Origin of the sequence: Jatrophihabitans sp. (assembly GCF_036000465.1) — a bacterium.
GTDB lineage: Bacteria > Actinomycetota > Actinomycetes > Mycobacteriales > Jatrophihabitantaceae > Jatrophihabitans.
Genome location: NZ_DASYFV010000011.1, coordinates 66,952 through 82,869 on the forward strand (window position 1 = coordinate 66,952; position 15,918 = coordinate 82,869).

The window sequence follows — 15,918 nt, forward strand, 5'->3', positions numbered from 1 at the left end:
CCCAATCGCGCTCAGGTCCGGGCCAGTCCGGGCCCGAGCCGTCGACCGTCGTCGAAAGGCCCGCCATGCCGAAGCTGCCCACCCTGCCCCCGCGTCTGACCGGGGCGGACCCCGAGGCGATGGCCCGCCAGTTCTCGGCCGGGCGCACGCTCATCGCCGCCTCGATGCTGGCCGCGCCGGTACCGGCGGCCCGGCTGCTGGGCCTCGACTCGGCCACGGCGAAGCGGGTGGGCTGGCTGACCCGCATGATGGCGGTGCGCGACGGCGCCCTGGGCGTCGGCGGTCTGGACGCGCTGCGCCGCGACGGCGACGCGCGGCCGTGGCTGCTCGGCGGCGCGGTCTCCGATGCCGTCGACGCGGCCGTCATCGCCGGCGCACTGTCGAGTGGCCGGCTCAAGGGCGTGCTGCCCACGGCGATCGCCGTGGGGGCGGCCGGGCTGGCCGCACTCGGTGTGGTGAACGCCGCCCGCCTGCGCTAGCTCAGACGTCGAACTCGAGCTGGCCGCGCAGCGCGCGCGCGGTCGGCCCGAGGTCGCCGCGGCGGTGGTGGGCCCGGCACAGCACCTGATAGTGCACCGCGGCCTCCTCGCCGGTGTCGGCGACGACCACGGTGTCGCCCTCGCGCACGACCCGCCCGTCGACCACGCGGGCGTTGAGCTGCCCTGGCCGACCGCACCAGCACAGCACCTCGACGTGCACCGGCTGGATCTCGTCGGCCAGCTCGAAGAGCCGCTTGGCCCCGGGCAGCAGCTGGGTGCGGAAGTCGCTGGCCAGCCCGAAGCAGTACACGTCGACGTGCGCGTCGTCGACGAGTTCGGCGAGCTGGTCGACGTGCTCGGCGGTGAGGAAGCCGGCCTCGTCGACGATGAGGTAGTCGAGCGGTCGCCCGGCGGCCCAACAGTCGCGGACCAGGCGGCGGATGTCGGTGTCGTCGCCGACCTCGACGGCGTCGCGGGCGAGGCCCACCCGGGTCGTGATGGTCGGACCGCCCGAGCGGTCGTAGCGCACGAGGAGCATCCCGTGCCGCCCCTGGCGGGCCTGGTTGTGGTCGATCTGCAGGGCGAGCGTCGACTTGCCGCAGTCCATCGGGCCGTAGAAGAACTTCAGGTGGGCCGGCATCGGCGTCGCCCGCCGGTTGCCCGCGGCCGGCACGGAGGCGAGGGCTCCCGAGGCGCCGGAGGCGCTCTGGCCGTCGGGCAGCGGGGCGGCAGGCACGACGGGCAGGTTACCTGCCGGCTCCGGCGATCTCCCCAACCGGATCGGGATAATGTATGGTTTCTGTTAAGTAATGCGGGGCAAGGAACTCTTCGGCCGGAGGCTGCCCGTGACCCGCCCTGACGTGACCCGGCCCGCCCCGTCGCCCACGGTCATCGACATGCCGGGCTGGCGCCCGATCGCCCTGCACGCCCTGCGCACCACCACCCTCGTCTCGCTCCTGCCGATGGCGGTCTTCTACGCGACGATGGCGCGGTTCGGACTCCGCGCCGCCGTCCTCACCACCGTCGGCTGGTACTACGCGGGCCTGCTGGCCAAGATCATGCGGCGTAAGCCCGTGCTGGCCGCGGCGATGCTCGGCGCCGGGCTGCTCTCCGTCCGCGCCGTGGTCACCTTCCTCACCGGCAGCGCGTTCCTCTACTTCGTGCAGCCGGTCGCCGGCACCGTCGCGACCGCCACCGCGTTCGCCACCACGGCGCTGGCCGGGCGGCCGATCCTCGACCGCCTCGCCCACGAGTTCTGCCCGTTCCCGGCCGAACTCTCCGAGCGGCTGCGGGCCGACAACTTCTTCGGCCGCATCTCGCTCGTCTGGGCCGCGACCTACCTGGTCAACGCCGTCGGCACGTTGTGGCTGCTGACGAGCGCGTCCCTGACCGGCTTCATCGTGCTCAAGTCGGTGCTCGGCCCGGTGATCACGGTCGCCGCCGTGCTCACGTCGTACCTCGTGTTCCGGCGCACCACGCGCCGGCAGGGCATCACCGTGCGGTGGACCCGGCCGGCGACGGCCTAGATCCGCTCCGGCGGCGGGTTGCCGGCCGCCACGATGCCGCGCCGCACCGGGACGAGGAGCAGCAGCACGAAGCCGACGACGAAGAAGACGACCAGCGAGATCAGCGCGCTGCGGTAGTTGCCGGTGTTCTGGTAGGCGAGGCCGAACAGCAGCGGGCCGAGGAACGACGTGCCGGCGTCGCTGATCTCGTAGAAGGCGAAGTACTGGGCCTCGGAGCCGGCCGGGATCAGCCGCGAGAAGATCGAGCGCGACAGCGCCTGGCTGCCGCCGAGCACCAGCGCGATCAGCCCGGCGAGGGCGAAGAACTGCCAGGCCACCCCGACCTGCAGCTCGTAGGCGATGCCGACCGCGACGATCCACACGACCAGCGTGCCGAGCACGACCCGCTTCGCCCCGATGCGTTCGCCGAGGCGGCCGACGCCGAGCGCGCCGGCGTAGGCGACGAACTGCACGAGCAGGATGCCCAGCAGCAGGACGGTGTCGGAGAGCTGCAGCTCCTTGTCGCCGTACTGCGCGGCCACCGTGGTCACCGTCTCGATGCCGTCGTTGTAGACGAGGAACGCGCCGAGGAAGGCGAGCGTGAGCGGGAAGCCGCGCACGTGCCGGACGGTCGCGGCGAGCTGGCCGAAACCCTCGGCCAGCAACGATCCGGAGCGGGCGGTGCCGATACCCGTGCCGAGCTCTCGCGGCAGCATCCGCCGTACCGGCAGGCTGAACAGGATCCACCACAGGCCCGCGGTGCACAGGGCGATCCGGGCCAGCGTCGGCTTGTCGACGAACAGGCTCAGGGCGAAGTCGGCCGCGAGCAGCAGGCCGCCGCCGATGTAGGAGATCGCCCAGCCGACCGACGACGCGCGGTCACGGTCCGCGGCGACGGACAGATCCACGAGCAGCGAGTAGCTGACCACGATCGAGCAGCTGTAGCCGAGGAAGGCGACCGCGAACAACCCGACCCCGAGGGCCCAGTTCGTGCCGGCGACGGCGACCATCGCGACGCAGGCCGCGGCGCCGACCCACCCGCAGCCGAGCATGATGTCGCGCTTGCGCCGGGTGCGATCGGCGACGGCGCCGACCAGCGGCATGAGCAGGACAAGCACGACCGTGGAGGCGGTGACGGTGTAGGCGAACAGGCTGCCCGGCGCGATCGGCAGCCCGAGCACGTGCACGCGGCCGTTCCGGCCGACCGCGTTCTCGGCCACCGAAGTCAGGTAGCGCGACATGAACACGGTGACGACGACGGTGGGGAAGGTGTGGCTCGCCCAGCCGTAGAGGTACCAGCCCTTGCGGGCGCGGTCGGTGCGCTCGGCGACAGCGGTCACGCTGTCCCGCCCGTCCACTCGCCCCGCTCGACCAGCACCTCGCGCAGCACGTCGGCCCGGTCGGTCATGAGTCCGTGGACGCCGAGATCGAGAAGGCGGGTCATCTCGCTGCGGTCGTTGACCGTCCACACGTGCACCGGTACGCCGAGGCGCGCGGCCGCGGCGAGGTAGCCGGCGTCGACGAACGGGACGCGACCGAGGCGGGCCGGCACCTGGGCACAGCGCCCGGCGAGGCGCCCGACCGGGCCGCGGCGGGCCAGCAGCCGCAGGCCGAGGGCCTCGCGCGGGCCGAGGGAGGTGCACAGCTGCGGGCCCAGGGCCCGCCGGACCGCGCCCACCCGCCGGCCCGAGAACGCGCCGACGCAGACCCGGTTCAGCGTGCCGGTGCGGCGGATCGCCTCGACGGTCGGGCCGATGCCGCGATCGGACTTCACGTCGAGGTTGATGCGGGTCCCGGGCCAGGCGTCGAGGACGTCGGTGAGCAGCGGGATCGGTTCGGTGCCGCCGATGCGGGCCGGGCGCACCACCGCCCAGGGCAGGGCGTCGACGCGCCCCCGGGCGTCGGTGACCCGGTCGAGAGTGGCGTCGTGGAAGGCGAGGGCGACGCCGTCGGCGGTGACCCGGACGTCGGTCTCGAGGTAGCGGTAGCCGAGCGCCACGGCCCGTTCGAACGCGGCCATCGAGTTCTCGGCGCCGTCGGGCGCGAAGCCTCGGTGGGCGAAGGCGAGCGGACCCGGATCGTCGAGGAAGCCGGCGTCAGCCATCGGCGGGGTGCAGTCCGAGCAGGCGACGGATGTGCCGGACCGGCGGCGACCCGTGCGCCAGCATCGTGTCGTGCCGGCGGCGCTCGGACCAGCCGGGGTGGGCCCGGCGCAGGTCGTCGGCGAGAGTGCGCACCTCGGTCCAGCCGACGAAGTAGGTGCACAGCTGGGTCGAGGACAGCTGCACGCGGCGCCACTTGCCGGCCGCCTCGCCCTGCTCCTGGAAGCCCTGGCGCATCATCAGCGACATCGCCCCGGCCTCGTCGAGGTCGTCGCAGTGGTAGCGGATGTCGAGGATGGCGTTGATGGTCGTGCGGAGCTGCATCTTCAACTGCTGCATCCGTACCGCGGCGGCGGCGCGGGGCGAGACCTCGGTGCGGTAGCCGCGCTCGGCCATGAGCTCCTCGCTGTAGACCGCCCAGCCCTCGACGAACGTGCCGCTCCACCAGACTGCGCGCACCGGGGTGCGCCCGCGGTAGCGGTTGGCGTGCATGAGCTGGAGGGCGTGGCCCGGCATCGCCTCGTGGACGGTGAGGTTCTGCAGCATGTGGGCGTTGTACTCGCGGTAGAACGAAGCGACCTGCGCCGCGCTCCAGTCCGCCGGCGTCGGCGAGACCGCGAACTCGGTCGGCAGGGACGTCGCCTCGAGCGGCCCGTTCGGCCGGCAGTACGCGACAGCGACGCCGCGATCGATCTCGGGCATGTCGACGATCGCGATCGGGTCGTCGTGGACCGTCACGAGGTCGTGGTCGCGGACGAACGACGTCGTGTCGCGCAGGGCGTCGCGACACAGCCCCAGGATCGTCCTGTCGGTCGGGGCGTCGGCCGCGAGCTCGTCGAGCACCCGCCGTACCGTGTCGTCGTCCGGCTCGGCGACCCCGGCGTAACGCCCCGCGTGCTCGACGATCTCGTGCCGCATGCGGGCGAGGTGGGCCTCGGCCCGCGCGAGCAGCGTGGGCGGGTCGAACGCGGTGTCGAGCGTGAGGGCGAGCTTGGCCCGGAAGAGGTCCGGGCCGATGCGCGGGTCGCGGGTGGCGGTCCCGGCCTGCGCGGCCAACCACTCCCGGTGCTCGACGAGCGCCTGTCGCGCCCCGGCGGCCGCGGGCGTGACGGTGTCGCGCTGCGCCGGCACCTCGTCCAGCGCTGCGGCCACCCCGGTGTCGATCAGCGCGATCGTGCCGTCGAGGCGACCCAGTGCGGTCTGCAGGTGGATCGACGACATCGTCGACAGCCGCTCCCGCGCCGCCGCGAGGTAGTCGGGCACCGCGGCGAGGCGCTGCACCACGGCGTCGAGGCGCTCGCCCAGCGGGGCGAAGTCGCGGCTGAGCAGGGCGTGCAACCCGCTGCCCGGGTTGTGCTCCATCGGGTTCCACTCGGCCTCGCCCAGCTCGTCGAGCTCGAGCAGCTCGGCGGCGAGCACGGTGCGCAGCATCGCGGCATCGACCCGGTCGTCCGGGTCGTCGGGTTCGAGCGTGCCGAGCTCGGCGAGCAGCGTGCGCAGCTCGGCCGCGCGTCGCCGGGCGGCCGACTCGGACGGGTCGTCGAGGCGGCCGTCGCGCCCGTGGTCACCGAGGTAGGTGGCGTCGACCGGGCTGCGCTCGAGCCGACCGGTGAGGGCCTCGGCGCAGATCGCCGGAAGCCGGCCGGGGGGCGTCGCGGAGGAGGTCACCCCGGTCATCCTGCCGTCCGGGTGCGAGGACAGCCAGGACTCCTCGATCAGCTCTTGACCACCTTGACGACGTAGAACTTGCCGTCGGACTGCCGGGCGACCGTGACCGTGAGCTGCGATTTGCCGTCGATGCTGGTGAAGTGGAACACCGGGCCGCCGCCGCCGATGTCCTGCGGCGAGTAGATCGACCCGCCCGAGATGCTCTGCGTCACCGACGGCGACACGGTGTCCTGGTAGACGCAGCCCTGGGCGATCTGGGCCGAACCGATCTCGGCGGCACCGACGTAGGTGAGGGCGGTCGTCGACGCCGACGTGCTGCTCGCACAGAAGTTGCCGAGCTGGGCCGGCAGGCTGCCCAGGTCGGACGGGAGGGTCACGGGCAGCGAGAGGTCCGACGGCAGCGGCACGCTGATGCTCGGCACCGGGAACGACGACGGCACCGAGAAGGTGGGTCGCCCCGCCGGGACCGACCTCGTCGAGTTGACGGTCGACTTCGAGTCGGAGCTGAACACGCCGCCGATGGCGAGGGCGCCCACAACGACGGCGGCCAGGACGACGACCCCGACGGCGGCGAGCAGGCCTCTGTTGGGCCCGCGACCCGCGCCCGCCGGGGCGGATCCGGTGTAGGGACCGTACTGCGGCGGGCTGCCCGGCGGGGTGCCGTAGCCGTACTGCGGCGGCCCCTGCGGCGCTTGGCCGTAGGCCGGCTGGCCGTAGGGCTGCTGCGGGTACTGCGGGGGTGTGCCGTACTGGGGCGGCTGCCCGTACGGAGGCGCTTGCCCGTACTGAGGCGCCTGCCCGTACGGGGGCGCTTGCCCGTACTGGGGCGGCTGCCCGTACGGCGGCTCGCCGTGGGGCGGGGCCGGGAACTCCTGGGTCGGGTACGGCTCCGACGGCGCCGCGGGGTCCCCGTAGGGCGGCTGCGGTTGCTGGCCGAACTCCGGAGCCGGTCCGCTCCCGTAACCCTGGTCGCTCATCGATCCTCACCCCGACCGCTCGCTCCGCAAACGTCGCTCATCGGTCGTCTCGATTCTGTGGGGTCGGCGCGTTCATCGTTCGGTGCGTCAGGAGCCGCGTCAAGCGGGCGCGATACACGTCTGCCCGAAGGGCCAGTGCCGCACGAGGATCAGCGCAGCATCGTCCGGAGCAGCTTGCCGGTGGCGTTGCGGGGCAGGGTCGGCACGAACTCGACGTCCCGAGGCACCTTGTGGCGCGCCAGCTCGGCCTTCACGTGGGCCCGCACCGCGTCGGCGTCGAGGGCGGCGTCGTCGCGCAGCACGACGAACGCCTTGAGCCGCTGCCCGAACTCCTCGTCCGGCACGCCTATGACGGCGGCGTCGTCGACCGCCGGGTGCTCGAGCAGCAGGTTCTCGACCTCGGCCGGGAACACGTTCTCGCCGCCCGACACGATCATGTCGTCGTCGCGCCCGTCGATGAAGAGCAGCCCGTCGGTGTCGTAGTGGCCGACGTCGCCGGAGGAGAGCAGGCCGTCGATCTCTTCCTTGCCGCCGCCGCCGGTGTAGCCGCTGAACTTCAGTCCGCTGCCCACGAAGACCCGGCCGATCGTCCCCGGCTTCGTGATGTGCCGGCCGGCGTCGTCGTACAGGCGCACCGTGCAGCCCACGGGGGTTCGCCCGACCGTCCCGGGGGCCTGCCTCCAGTCGGCCGGGGTCGCCACCGTCGCGACCGCGACCTCGGTGGAGCCGTAGAGGTTGTAGACGACGTCGCCGAACAGCTCGGTGGCCCGGTTCCCGACCTCAGGGGCGAGCGCGGAGCCGGCGCAGAAGACGATGCGCAGGGCCGACGTGTCGTAGCGACGGATGGTGTCCTCGGGCAGCGCCAGGATGCGCTGCAGCATCGTCGGCACGACCACGAGCTCCTCGACGCGGTACCGCGCGAGCAGCTCGAGCGTCGCCACCGGGTCGAAGCGGCGGCGCACGATCGTCGTCGAGCCGAGCGCCAGCGTCAGCAGGAACTGCGACAGCCCGGTGCCGTGGAACAGCGGGGCGCCGAGGAAGGTGCGCTCACCGCGCCGTAGCGGGATGCGGTCGAGGAACTGCGCGGCGGCGAAGGGCGAGCTGACCTGCCGCGGGGCGCCCTTCGGCGTGCCCGTCGTGCCGCTGGTCAGCAGCACCAGGCCGCCGATGGTGCGCGGGCGGCGCACGTCGGCGTCGCTCGTCGCGGCGATGAGGTCCTCGAGCGTCTCGTGCGCGGCGGTCGCGCCGTCGTCGACCCAGGCCAGGTAGCGCGGGATCGACGACGGCACGTCACCGAGGATGTCGGTGAACTCGGTGTCGTAGACGAGGGCCGAGACGCCTTCGCGCTCGCTCACCTGGGCGAACTGCGGCTTGGCGAAGCCGGTGTTCATCAGCAGCACCTTGGCGCCGAGCTTGCCGGCGGCGAACATCGACTCGACGAGCCCGCGGTGGTCGCGGCACAGCAGGGCGATGACCGACGAGTCGTCGAGCCCGCGCTCGCTCCACGCCCGAGCCAGCGCGTTCGAGCGCCGGTCGAGCTCGCGGAAGGTCAGCTCGCCCCGCTCGTCGACCAGTCCGAGCGCGTCGGGCGTGCGTCGCGTGGCGATGCGGATCGCGGCGGCGAGGATGCCCCACCGCCGCATCGAGTAGAGGCTGTACGCGATCTCGTCCGGGCGGAACAGCGGGATCAGCCCGGTGCGGCGCAGCACCTCGGCCTCGTGGAGAGTGGTGGGCAACCGCTTGAGCTGGTCGACGAGCAGCTCGGCCCGCTCGGGCGTGGGCAGGCGCATGCCGGGCTACAGGAAGATGTCGAGCTGCAGGTCCTCTTCCCGACCCTCGCCGTAGCGGTACTGGCTCAGGTCGGTGACGCCCGTGTCGCGCAGCACCTCGTCGTCGATGAGGGTGTTGCCGGTGCACTCGCGGGCGGGCTTGGTCAGGATCTCGTAGGCCGCGTCGGCCATGATCTCCGGACGCCGCGCCGCGGCCATCGCCTGGTCGCCGCCGACGATGTTCTGCACGGCGGCGGTGGCGATCAGGGTGCGGGGCCACAGGCAGTTGCCGGCGATGCCCTCGTCGCGGCGCGACTCGGCGACCCCCAGCGTCAGCATCGTCATCGCGTACTTGCTGACTGTGTAGGGGGCGTGCGCGGCCAGCCACTTGCGGTCCATGTTCAGCGGCGGCGACAGCGTGAGCACGTGCGCGTTCTCGGACTTGGCGAGATGGGGGAGTGCGTGGCTTGTCAGCAGGAAGGTGCCGCGCGCGTTGATGTCGAGCATGAGGTCGTAGCGCTTGGCCGGCAGGTCGCCGATGTTGCTGAGGTTGATGGCCGAGGCATTGTTGACCACGATGTCGATGCCGCCGAAGCGCTCGACCGTCCGGGCGACCGCGGCGGCCACCGACTCCTCCTCGCGGACGTCGCCCAGGATCGGCAGGGCCTGTCCGCCGGCCGCCTCGATCTCCTCGGCCGCCGTGTGGATCGTGCCGGGCAGGCGCGGGTCGGGCTGGTCGGTCTTGGCCAGGATCGCGACGTTCGCACCGTCGCGGGCGCAGCGGACCGCGATGGCCAGACCGATACCGCGGCTGCCGCCGGACATGATGATGGTGCGGCCGGCGAGAGGCTTGCTCGAGGACACTGTTACCGCCTGTCTGCGGGGAGGCCGGCCCGGTCCGGGTCGGCAGGGGAGGATCCGGGGGCGATCCTGCCACCCGCCGGGGTCCGGGCTCAGAGCCGGTGCAGCGTGATCGGCAGCCCGTCCCGAGGCCGGGGGAGCGACGTCCAGTCGACCGGCATCTCGTAGCCGGCCGGGACGGAGATGCGGTAGCGCTGCAGCAGTTGATGCATGGCGGCCTTGACCTCCATGCCGCCGAAGTACATGCCGATGCACTTGTGCACGCCGTGCCCGAACGGCATGAACGCGTTGCGGTGCACCTTGTCCTCGCGCCGCTCCTCGGAGAAGCGGCCCGGGTCGAATCGCTCGGGGTCGGGCCAGAACTCCTCGAGGTGGTGCACGGTCCACAGCTGCGCGGTGACCATGGTGTTCGCCGGGACGCGGTAGCCCAGGAGCTCGGTGTCCTTGTTGGCGCGGCGGATGACTCCGGGCACCGGGACGACGAGGCGCATCGACTCCTTCATGACGAGGTCCAGCGCGACGAGCCGGTCCAGGTCGTCGTAGGCGACGTGCTCGGTGCCGAGCGCGAAGGACTCCTCGCGGCAGCGTTCCTGCCACTCGGGGTTCCTGGCCAGGTAGTAGGCCATCGAGGTCAGCGTGATCGTCGAGGTGTCGTGCGCGGCCATGAGCAGGAAGATCATGTGGTTGACGACGTCGTCGTCGCTGAACGCCTCACCCTCGTCGCTGCGGGCGTGGCACAGCGCGCTGAACAGGTCGTTGCCGTCGCCCGCGCGCTTCTCGGCGAGCTGGGGGCGCAGGTAGTTCTCGAGCAACCGGCGCCCGACGAGGCCCTTGTGCCAGCGCAGCCCGGGGATCGGCAGCCGGATCGGAGCAGTGGCCGCCTGGACGCAGTCGACGAACGCCCGGTTGAGACGGTCGGCCTCGTGGTCGGCCTGCGCGCCCATGAAGGTTCGGGTCGCGACGTCGAGGGTCACCTGCTTGATCGCGGGGTAGAACGCCAGGCTGCCGGTCCGGGGCCAGGCCGCGATCCCGGCCGCGAGCGTCTCGTTGAGGGGCTCCAGGTAGCCGGCCAGCCGCTGGGCGGTGAACGCCTCCTGCATGATGCGACGGTGGCGGTGGTGTTCGGGGCCGTCGAGCAGCATGAGGCCGCGCCGGAAGAACGGGCCGATGAGGAACGACCAGCCCGGGCCGCTGTCGAAGGCGTGGTCGCGGTTGGAGAGCACGGCGCCCGCGGCCTCAGGCCCCTGGGCCGAGATCCAGGTGCGCCCGAACGCCCTGCTCCACGACACCGGGCCGTACTTGTCGTAGCGCGTCCGGTCGGCGGTCAGCTTGCCGCCGGCGAACTGCAGTGTGTAGCCGATGATCGGCGGTCCTGCGTCACCCGGGATGTCGCGCAGAGTGGTGCCGGTGGTGCGTTCGGTCGTTGTCATAGCCACCCCGATCGTTGCCGGATCCGGTCTCCGACCCTAGTGTGATAACAGTCGTTGTCAATATGCGGCGAGAGGCGGGAATCGGTGTGACCAGCACGCGGGCATACCGCGGGGTATCGGCCGACGAGCGGCGCGAGCTGCGGCGCGCCACCCTTCTCGACACCGCGCTCGACTGCCTGCACGACGACGGGCTGTCGGGGGTGAGCGTCCGCTCGATCTGCGCCCGCGCCCGGCTGACCCCCCGGTACTTCTACGAGAGCTTCGCCGACCTCGACGCGCTCCTGGTGGCCGCCGTCGACGCCGTGGTCGACGAGGTCGCGGCGGCGGCCCTCGCCGGCGTCGCATCGGCCGGCGACGACACGGCGGCGCAGGTCCGGGCCGCGGTCGACGCCGGCTACGGGGTGGTGGTGACCGACGCGCGCAAGGCCAACGCCTTCCTTGTCGCCGCGGCCGGGCACGGTCCGCTGCGCGAACGGCGCCATCGCGTGGTCACCGACTTCGCCGACCTGATGATGGACAACCTGTCGGCACTGTCGGCCCAGGATCCGGGCCAGCGTCGCGAGGCCAGGGCGACGGCCCTGTTCCTGATGGGGGGCGCGGCCGAGGTCATCGAGGCCACGCTGGCCGGGCGGCTGCGCATGTCCCGCGCCGCCCTGGTCGATCACCTCACCCGGCTGTGGCTCGGGGCGTTGGGCGAGGGACTCGGACGAACGGGCTGAGCAGCCCGGGAACCAGGGTCTCGGCCACGGCGAGCGCCTCGGCCGGCGCGACGTCGACCACCGAGTACCCCTGCCGGCCCGCGGCCGTGGTGGCCGTCAGAGTGGTGAGCCCGGCCCGCCGCTGGAAGAAGCTCGTGCGCAGGTTCCAGCCGATCACGGCGTCGCCGTCGAGCACCACCCGCCGACGGACCAGCGAGCCGAAGCGGGTGACCAGGTAGCCGTCGACCGCAGCGTGGCCGAGGCTGCGGTACCGGTCCGTACCTAGAGGTACGGACGCGACAACCAGCACGGCACCGACACCGATCACGACCGTCGATCCGCCACTGAGGTAGCCGAGCACCAGCAGGCCGAGCAGGAGCAGGGCCGACGCGACGGCGCGGATCAGCCGGCGGGTCCGCGCCCGCGGCCCGTGCCGTACCAGCTCTGCGGTGATGGCGGGCGTGCCGTCGAGCACCGCGGTGGCAACCCGTTCGGCGTCGGCCTTCGGGGCCGGCGGCAGCAGCACCTCGCCGCCCCGTTCCGCCCCGCGCCCGACGCGCAGTCCGGTGGCGACGACGGTCGACCGGGCGCCTCCGACCGCGCGCAGCACGAGCGGCTCGGAGATCTCGGCCCCGACCAGGCGCCGCCGCTCGATGCTGGTGGCCCGGGTGGTCACCAGCCCGCGGGTGACCTGCAGCGTGCCGCCGTCGTGACGGACGAGCCGGAAGTTCCAGAAGGCCAGGACGTACCCGGCCGTGGAGCTGATCGCGACGAACGCGATCAGGGCCAGCGCGACCACCCCGACGACGACCGGCGTGGGCCACCCGGCGATGTCGCGGGTGATCGTGCGCCAGGGTCCGCTGTGCAGCACGTCGACGCCGGACTCGCCCTGCAGTCGCTGCAGGAACCCGAACAGCACCAGGCCGGTGAGCACGCCGGACAGGGTGAACGGCCCGTAGCGGATCCAGCGCCGATCGAGCCGGGCGATCTCGTGCGCCGGCTCGGGTGCGCCGCCGGCCACCGGCCCGGCCGTCGGTTCGGCGGCCGGACTCGCGCGGTGCAGCAGGTCGGCGTGCAGCGCCCGCGCCGCGTCGACGGTCAGACCGTCCAGCACGATCCGGCCCCCACCGCGACGGTCGGAGGTGCCCGTCCCGATGACCACCCGGGCCAGGCCCAGCACCCGGTGCAGCGGGTGCGCGGTGACGTCGACGGTGCGGATGCGGTCGCGCCGGGTGGCCGTTGTGCGGCGCCGCAGCAGCCCGTGGCGCAGCTGCACCTGGTCGTCGCTGATGCGCAGCCGTGTCGTGAACCAGCGCGAGAGCGACAGGACGGCGACGACGCCCACGGCGACGAGACCCCACCGGCTGCCGTGGCCGTTCGAGCTGCCGGCGAGCACCACCCCGGCGAGCGCCGGCAGGGCCCGCAGCAGCTCGACGACCGGGTGCACCAGCAGCATCCGCGGGCTGAGCCGGTGCCAGGTCGCGTCCTCGAGCGGTGGCGCGACCTCGATCACGTGCCGTCCTCGGCCGAGAGCTGCGCGCGATGCGTGAGGTGCTCGACGATGCGCTCGGCGACCCCGAGGTCGAGCGCGTGGATCTTCAGTGGTCCTTTCGCCGAGGCGGTCGTGACGGTGACGTTGGCCAGCCCGAACAGCTGCTCGATCGGGCCACGGTGGGTGTCGGCCGTCTGGATGCGGGCCATCGGCGCGATGCGGCGCTCCTGGGTGAACCAGCCGGTCTGGGTGTAGACCGCGGCGTCGGTGATCTCCCAGCGGTGCACCCGGTAGCGCCACTGCGGCATGACCGCGAGGTGGCCGAACGCGAGGGCGGCCGAGACCGCGACCACGGGGATGACCACACCGGCCGTCGCACCGAGCAGGGCGAGCGTCTCGACGAGCGCGACGGCGATCCAGCCGGGCAGCGCCCGGACCGTCCAGTAGATGCGGGCCCGCGAACTGGCCAGCTGCGTCGGGGCCCGCAGTTCGAGATCGATCACGCCTCCATGCTGTCAACCCGGCGGGCGCGGAAGCAGGGCTTGCACACCGCGTCGGCCGATGACAGGTGTCACGGCCGTGCGCCAGACTCCCATCATGGCCACCGACCGCAACGTGTTGGGCGGCGAGCTGGAGGAGTGCGGCACCGACCCGCTCACCGGCTTCTACCGCGACGGGTGCTGCACGAGCGGGGTCGAGGACGCGGGCAGCCACACCATCTGCGCCGTGGCGACGCGGGAGTTTCTCGAGCACCAGCAGCGGGTCGGCAACGACCTGTCCACGCCGCGTCCCGAGTTCGCGTTCCCGGGGCTGTACCCCGGCGACCGCTGGTGCGTCGTGGCCGTGCGTTGGCTGCAGGCCTACACCGACGGTGTCGCGCCGCCGGTCGTCCTCGCCGCCACGAACGAGCGCGCCCTGGCCGTCGTGCCGCTCGAGACGCTGCGTCGCTACGCCGTCGACGTGCCGGCCGACCCCGGTGGCCTCGGGTGAGCGAACCTTTCCGTTGGCGTGCCCAGTGACGGCGGACCCGGCGACGGGCGATCAGGCGGGGTCGTCCTCGAACAGCGTGCCGACCCCGGTGACGTCGAGCAGCACCTTGACGCGCGACGGCACGTTCTGCAGGCGCACCCGGGCGCCGCGGTCCGTGGCCCGGGTCAGGATCGCGACCAGCTCGCCGAGCACGGTCGAGTCCATGAAGCTGACGTCGGCGAGGTCGATGACGAGCAGGGTCACCCCGTCGGTGTCGAGGGCGGCTCGGGCGTCACGCCCGAGGCCGGTGGCATTGGCAAGGTCGAGGGCGCCGGACCATGCGATCCGGACGGTCCCAGCGGTCGGCTCCGCGGGTTCGGTCACGTCGGGAAGCGTAAGCCCCGCGTACGAGACCCGCGTTCAGCTCAGGAAGCCGGCCACCGTCGAGACGAAGGTGTCGCGGTCATCGAGCCACGGGAAGTGCCCCGCGGCGGGCTGGACGACGAGCGACCCGTTCGGCAGCAGTGCGGCCAGCTCGGCCAGCACCTCGGGCGGCCCGGCGATGTCGACCGCACCGGCGAGCACGAGGGCCGGAGCGGTCACGCCGGACAGCCCGGCGCGCAGGGCAGGCGGGTCGAAGCCCTCGCGGAACACGTCGGCGGCCTCGTCGTGGCCGACCACCGCCGCATCGTGGGCCCGGGCGGCGGCGTCCCAGCGGCCGTAGGTGAACGGGGTCAGCGCGTGCCAGTCGGCGTCGCGCGCGTCGCCGGTCTGGACCCGTTCGAACGCGGCGGCGGCTTCGGGGTACCAGGTTTCGTCGCGGCGCAGCCGCACCATCGCGCGCCGCTGTTCGGAACCGGCCGGGAGCCCCACGCCGAAGGTGCTCGGCGTGATCAGCACCAGCCGCTCGACGCGATCGGGGAAGCGGGCCGCGTACTGCAGGGCGAGGTTCGCGCCGGCCGAGTGCCCCAGCACCGAGACGCGTTCGAGGCCGAGGTGCGCGCGCAGCGCCTCGACGTCGTCGACCTGCCGGTCGCACCGGTAGGACTGCGGGTCGGTCGGCTGCTGCGACGACCCGGTGCCGCGGAGGTCGAGGCGGATCAGGCGGACGGCGCTCGACAGGCCGCCCAGATCGCCGAGGTAGGCGGAGTCCTGCATCGGGCCGCCGGGCAGACAGATCACGGGGGAGCCCCGGCCGATCTCGGTGTACGCGAGCTCGGTGCGGTCGGGTGCGGCGAAGGAAGGCATCGACGCCGATCCTCGCAGGCCGTGTCGAAGGCGTTTCAGACCTGTTCGGTGGCGAGTCGGGCGCCGAAGCCGATCAGTGCGGTGCCGGTCGCGAGGTCGAGGCCGCGGCGGACCGAGCGGCGGGCCAGCAGCAGGCGGGCCCGGCTCAGCCCGGTGACGAGGGTGGACAGGTAGGTGAGCGAGAGCGCGGCGTGGCTCAGCGCGAACACCAGCAGCGTGACGACCGGGGCGTGCCGGCCGAGGAACTGCGGCAGCACGGCGAGGTAGAAGACGAGCACCTTCGGGTTGGTGATGTTGGACAGGAAGCCCTGCCGGAAGCCCCTCGACCGGGCTCGCGAGCCGTCGCTCCCGGCGGCGGGCACGAGGACGTACTCGCCCCGGCGCGCCGACCGGAAGGCCTGCACCCCGAGGACGAGCAGGTAGGCGATGCCGGCCCACTTGACGGTCTGGAAGAGCGGCTCGATGTGGACGATGACGGCGCCCAGGCCGGCGACCGCGGTCACCCCTTGCACGGTGTTCGAGCAGGCGACGCCGACCGCGCTCCACACCCCCCGCTGTCGGCCCCCGGCGAGCGTGTTGCGGGTGACGACGGCGAAGTCGGGGCCCGGGATCAGCACGAGCACCACGGCGAAGGCGAGGAACGAACCGTAGGCGGACCACGTCATGGCGATCACGATAGGCGTGCGTCGTTCGGGTCCGATGGGTGTCAGCGTGGCTACG

The 15,918-nt window shown here is 72.8% G+C and carries 17 protein-coding genes; 4 read left to right on the forward strand and 13 right to left on the reverse strand.

The window, feature by feature from the left end; translation table 11 throughout:
• The first annotated feature begins 65 nt into the window (after positions 1-65).
• Positions 66-479: a hypothetical protein gene (locus VGN18_RS03735; protein ID WP_327538294.1), complete on the forward strand. Its 414-nt coding sequence runs from the start codon at positions 66-68 to the stop codon at positions 477-479.
• 1 nt (position 480) lies between these two features.
• On the opposite strand, the gene VGN18_RS03740 is transcribed toward VGN18_RS03735, so the two are convergent.
• On the reverse strand, positions 481-1,215 hold the full coding sequence (locus VGN18_RS03740; RefSeq protein WP_327538295.1) for a thymidine kinase: 735 nt from the start codon (positions 1,213-1,215) through the stop codon (positions 481-483).
• Between the two features lie 109 nt (positions 1,216-1,324).
• On the opposite strand from VGN18_RS03740, the gene VGN18_RS03745 reads away from it, so the two are divergent.
• The gene (locus VGN18_RS03745) at positions 1,325-2,005 is read left to right on the forward strand and encodes a DUF3159 domain-containing protein (protein WP_327538296.1); all 681 of its coding nucleotides are present in this window, start codon (positions 1,325-1,327) and stop codon (positions 2,003-2,005) included.
• Here the strand turns inward: VGN18_RS03745 and VGN18_RS03750 are convergent.
• The 7 genes from VGN18_RS03750 to VGN18_RS03780 form a co-directional block, all read right to left on the reverse strand.
• Positions 2,002-3,324 (reverse strand): MFS transporter, encoded by a 1,323-nt coding sequence (locus tag VGN18_RS03750; RefSeq protein WP_327538297.1) that lies wholly within the window; start codon positions 3,322-3,324, stop codon positions 2,002-2,004. The two genes, VGN18_RS03745 and VGN18_RS03750, sit on opposite strands and share 4 nt — an antisense overlap.
• Positions 3,321-4,088 (reverse strand): glycerophosphodiester phosphodiesterase family protein, encoded by a 768-nt coding sequence (locus VGN18_RS03755; protein WP_327538298.1) that lies wholly within the window; start codon positions 4,086-4,088, stop codon positions 3,321-3,323. Before VGN18_RS03755 ends, VGN18_RS03750 begins: the two co-directional genes overlap by 4 nt.
• Positions 4,081-5,763 carry a DUF885 domain-containing protein gene (locus tag VGN18_RS03760; RefSeq protein ID WP_414655010.1) on the reverse strand — a complete coding sequence of 561 codons (1,683 nt, stop codon included), beginning with the start codon at positions 5,761-5,763 and terminating at the stop codon, positions 4,081-4,083. The genes VGN18_RS03755 and VGN18_RS03760 overlap by 8 nt, the downstream gene beginning before the upstream one ends.
• Positions 5,764-5,801: 38 nt before the next feature.
• Positions 5,802-6,731 (reverse strand): hypothetical protein, encoded by a 930-nt coding sequence (locus tag VGN18_RS03765; protein WP_327538300.1) that lies wholly within the window; start codon positions 6,729-6,731, stop codon positions 5,802-5,804.
• Between the two features lie 149 nt (positions 6,732-6,880).
• Positions 6,881-8,521: an acyl-CoA synthetase gene (locus tag VGN18_RS03770; RefSeq protein WP_327538301.1), complete on the reverse strand. Its 1,641-nt coding sequence runs from the start codon at positions 8,519-8,521 to the stop codon at positions 6,881-6,883.
• A 6-nt stretch (positions 8,522-8,527) separates the two neighbouring features.
• Positions 8,528-9,364, reverse strand: coding sequence for an NAD(P)-dependent oxidoreductase (locus VGN18_RS03775; protein ID WP_327538302.1), 837 nt, complete (start codon positions 9,362-9,364; stop codon positions 8,528-8,530).
• An 89-nt stretch (positions 9,365-9,453) separates the two neighbouring features.
• Positions 9,454-10,791 (reverse strand): cytochrome P450, encoded by a 1,338-nt coding sequence (locus tag VGN18_RS03780; protein WP_327538303.1) that lies wholly within the window; start codon positions 10,789-10,791, stop codon positions 9,454-9,456.
• Positions 10,792-10,877: 86 nt separating this feature from the next.
• Between VGN18_RS03780 and VGN18_RS03785 the strand changes: the two genes are divergently transcribed.
• Entirely contained in the window at positions 10,878-11,510 is a 633-nt protein-coding gene (locus VGN18_RS03785; RefSeq protein ID WP_327538304.1) for a TetR/AcrR family transcriptional regulator, read from the forward strand.
• Here the strand turns inward: VGN18_RS03785 and VGN18_RS03790 are convergent.
• Together VGN18_RS03790 and VGN18_RS03795 are read right to left on the reverse strand one after the other, a co-directional pair.
• Complete coding sequence (locus VGN18_RS03790) at positions 11,458-13,002, reverse strand: PH domain-containing protein (protein WP_327538305.1); 1,545 nt, start codon at positions 13,000-13,002, stop codon at positions 11,458-11,460. The two genes, VGN18_RS03785 and VGN18_RS03790, sit on opposite strands and share 53 nt — an antisense overlap.
• Positions 12,999-13,484 carry a PH domain-containing protein gene (locus tag VGN18_RS03795; RefSeq protein ID WP_327538306.1) on the reverse strand — a complete coding sequence of 162 codons (486 nt, stop codon included), beginning with the start codon at positions 13,482-13,484 and terminating at the stop codon, positions 12,999-13,001. The genes VGN18_RS03790 and VGN18_RS03795 overlap by 4 nt, the downstream gene beginning before the upstream one ends.
• A 94-nt stretch (positions 13,485-13,578) precedes the next feature.
• On the opposite strand from VGN18_RS03795, the gene VGN18_RS03800 reads away from it, so the two are divergent.
• Complete coding sequence (locus VGN18_RS03800) at positions 13,579-13,971, forward strand: DUF2237 domain-containing protein (RefSeq protein WP_327538307.1); 393 nt, start codon at positions 13,579-13,581, stop codon at positions 13,969-13,971.
• 51 nt (positions 13,972-14,022) lie between these two features.
• Here VGN18_RS03800 and VGN18_RS03805 read toward each other — a convergent pair whose 3' ends face one another.
• The 3 genes from VGN18_RS03805 to VGN18_RS03815 are packed head-to-tail and all read right to left on the reverse strand — an operon-like array spanning position 14,023 to position 15,863.
• Complete coding sequence (locus VGN18_RS03805) at positions 14,023-14,334, reverse strand: STAS domain-containing protein (protein ID WP_327538308.1); 312 nt, start codon at positions 14,332-14,334, stop codon at positions 14,023-14,025.
• Positions 14,335-14,370: 36 nt separating this feature from the next.
• On the reverse strand, positions 14,371-15,198 hold the full coding sequence (locus VGN18_RS03810) for an alpha/beta hydrolase (protein WP_327538309.1): 828 nt from the start codon (positions 15,196-15,198) through the stop codon (positions 14,371-14,373).
• Positions 15,199-15,233: 35 nt separating this feature from the next.
• Positions 15,234-15,863 carry a LysE family translocator gene (locus VGN18_RS03815; protein WP_327538310.1) on the reverse strand — a complete coding sequence of 210 codons (630 nt, stop codon included), beginning with the start codon at positions 15,861-15,863 and terminating at the stop codon, positions 15,234-15,236.
• Positions 15,864-15,918 lie beyond the last annotated feature (55 nt).

Bases quoted from the DNA above. Each gene is read 5' to 3' on its own strand.
- VGN18_RS03735 (WP_327538294.1), top strand. From the start codon at position 66: ATGCCGAAGCTGCCCACCCTGCCCCCGCGTCTGACCGGGGCGGACCCC.
- VGN18_RS03780 (WP_327538303.1), bottom strand. From the start codon at position 10,791: ATGACAACGACCGAACGCACCACCGGCACCACTCTGCGCGACATCCCG.
- VGN18_RS03770 (WP_327538301.1), bottom strand. From the start codon at position 8,521: ATGCGCCTGCCCACGCCCGAGCGGGCCGAGCTGCTCGTCGACCAGCTC.
- VGN18_RS03800 (WP_327538307.1), top strand. From the start codon at position 13,579: ATGGCCACCGACCGCAACGTGTTGGGCGGCGAGCTGGAGGAGTGCGGC.
- VGN18_RS03755 (WP_327538298.1), bottom strand. From the start codon at position 4,088: ATGGCTGACGCCGGCTTCCTCGACGATCCGGGTCCGCTCGCCTTCGCC.
- VGN18_RS03760 (WP_414655010.1), bottom strand. From the start codon at position 5,763: ATGACCGGGGTGACCTCCTCCGCGACGCCCCCCGGCCGGCTTCCGGCG.
- VGN18_RS03765 (WP_327538300.1), bottom strand. From the start codon at position 6,731: ATGAGCGACCAGGGTTACGGGAGCGGACCGGCTCCGGAGTTCGGCCAG.
- VGN18_RS03815 (WP_327538310.1), bottom strand. From the start codon at position 15,863: ATGACGTGGTCCGCCTACGGTTCGTTCCTCGCCTTCGCCGTGGTGCTC.
- VGN18_RS03810 (WP_327538309.1), bottom strand. From the start codon at position 15,198: ATGCCTTCCTTCGCCGCACCCGACCGCACCGAGCTCGCGTACACCGAG.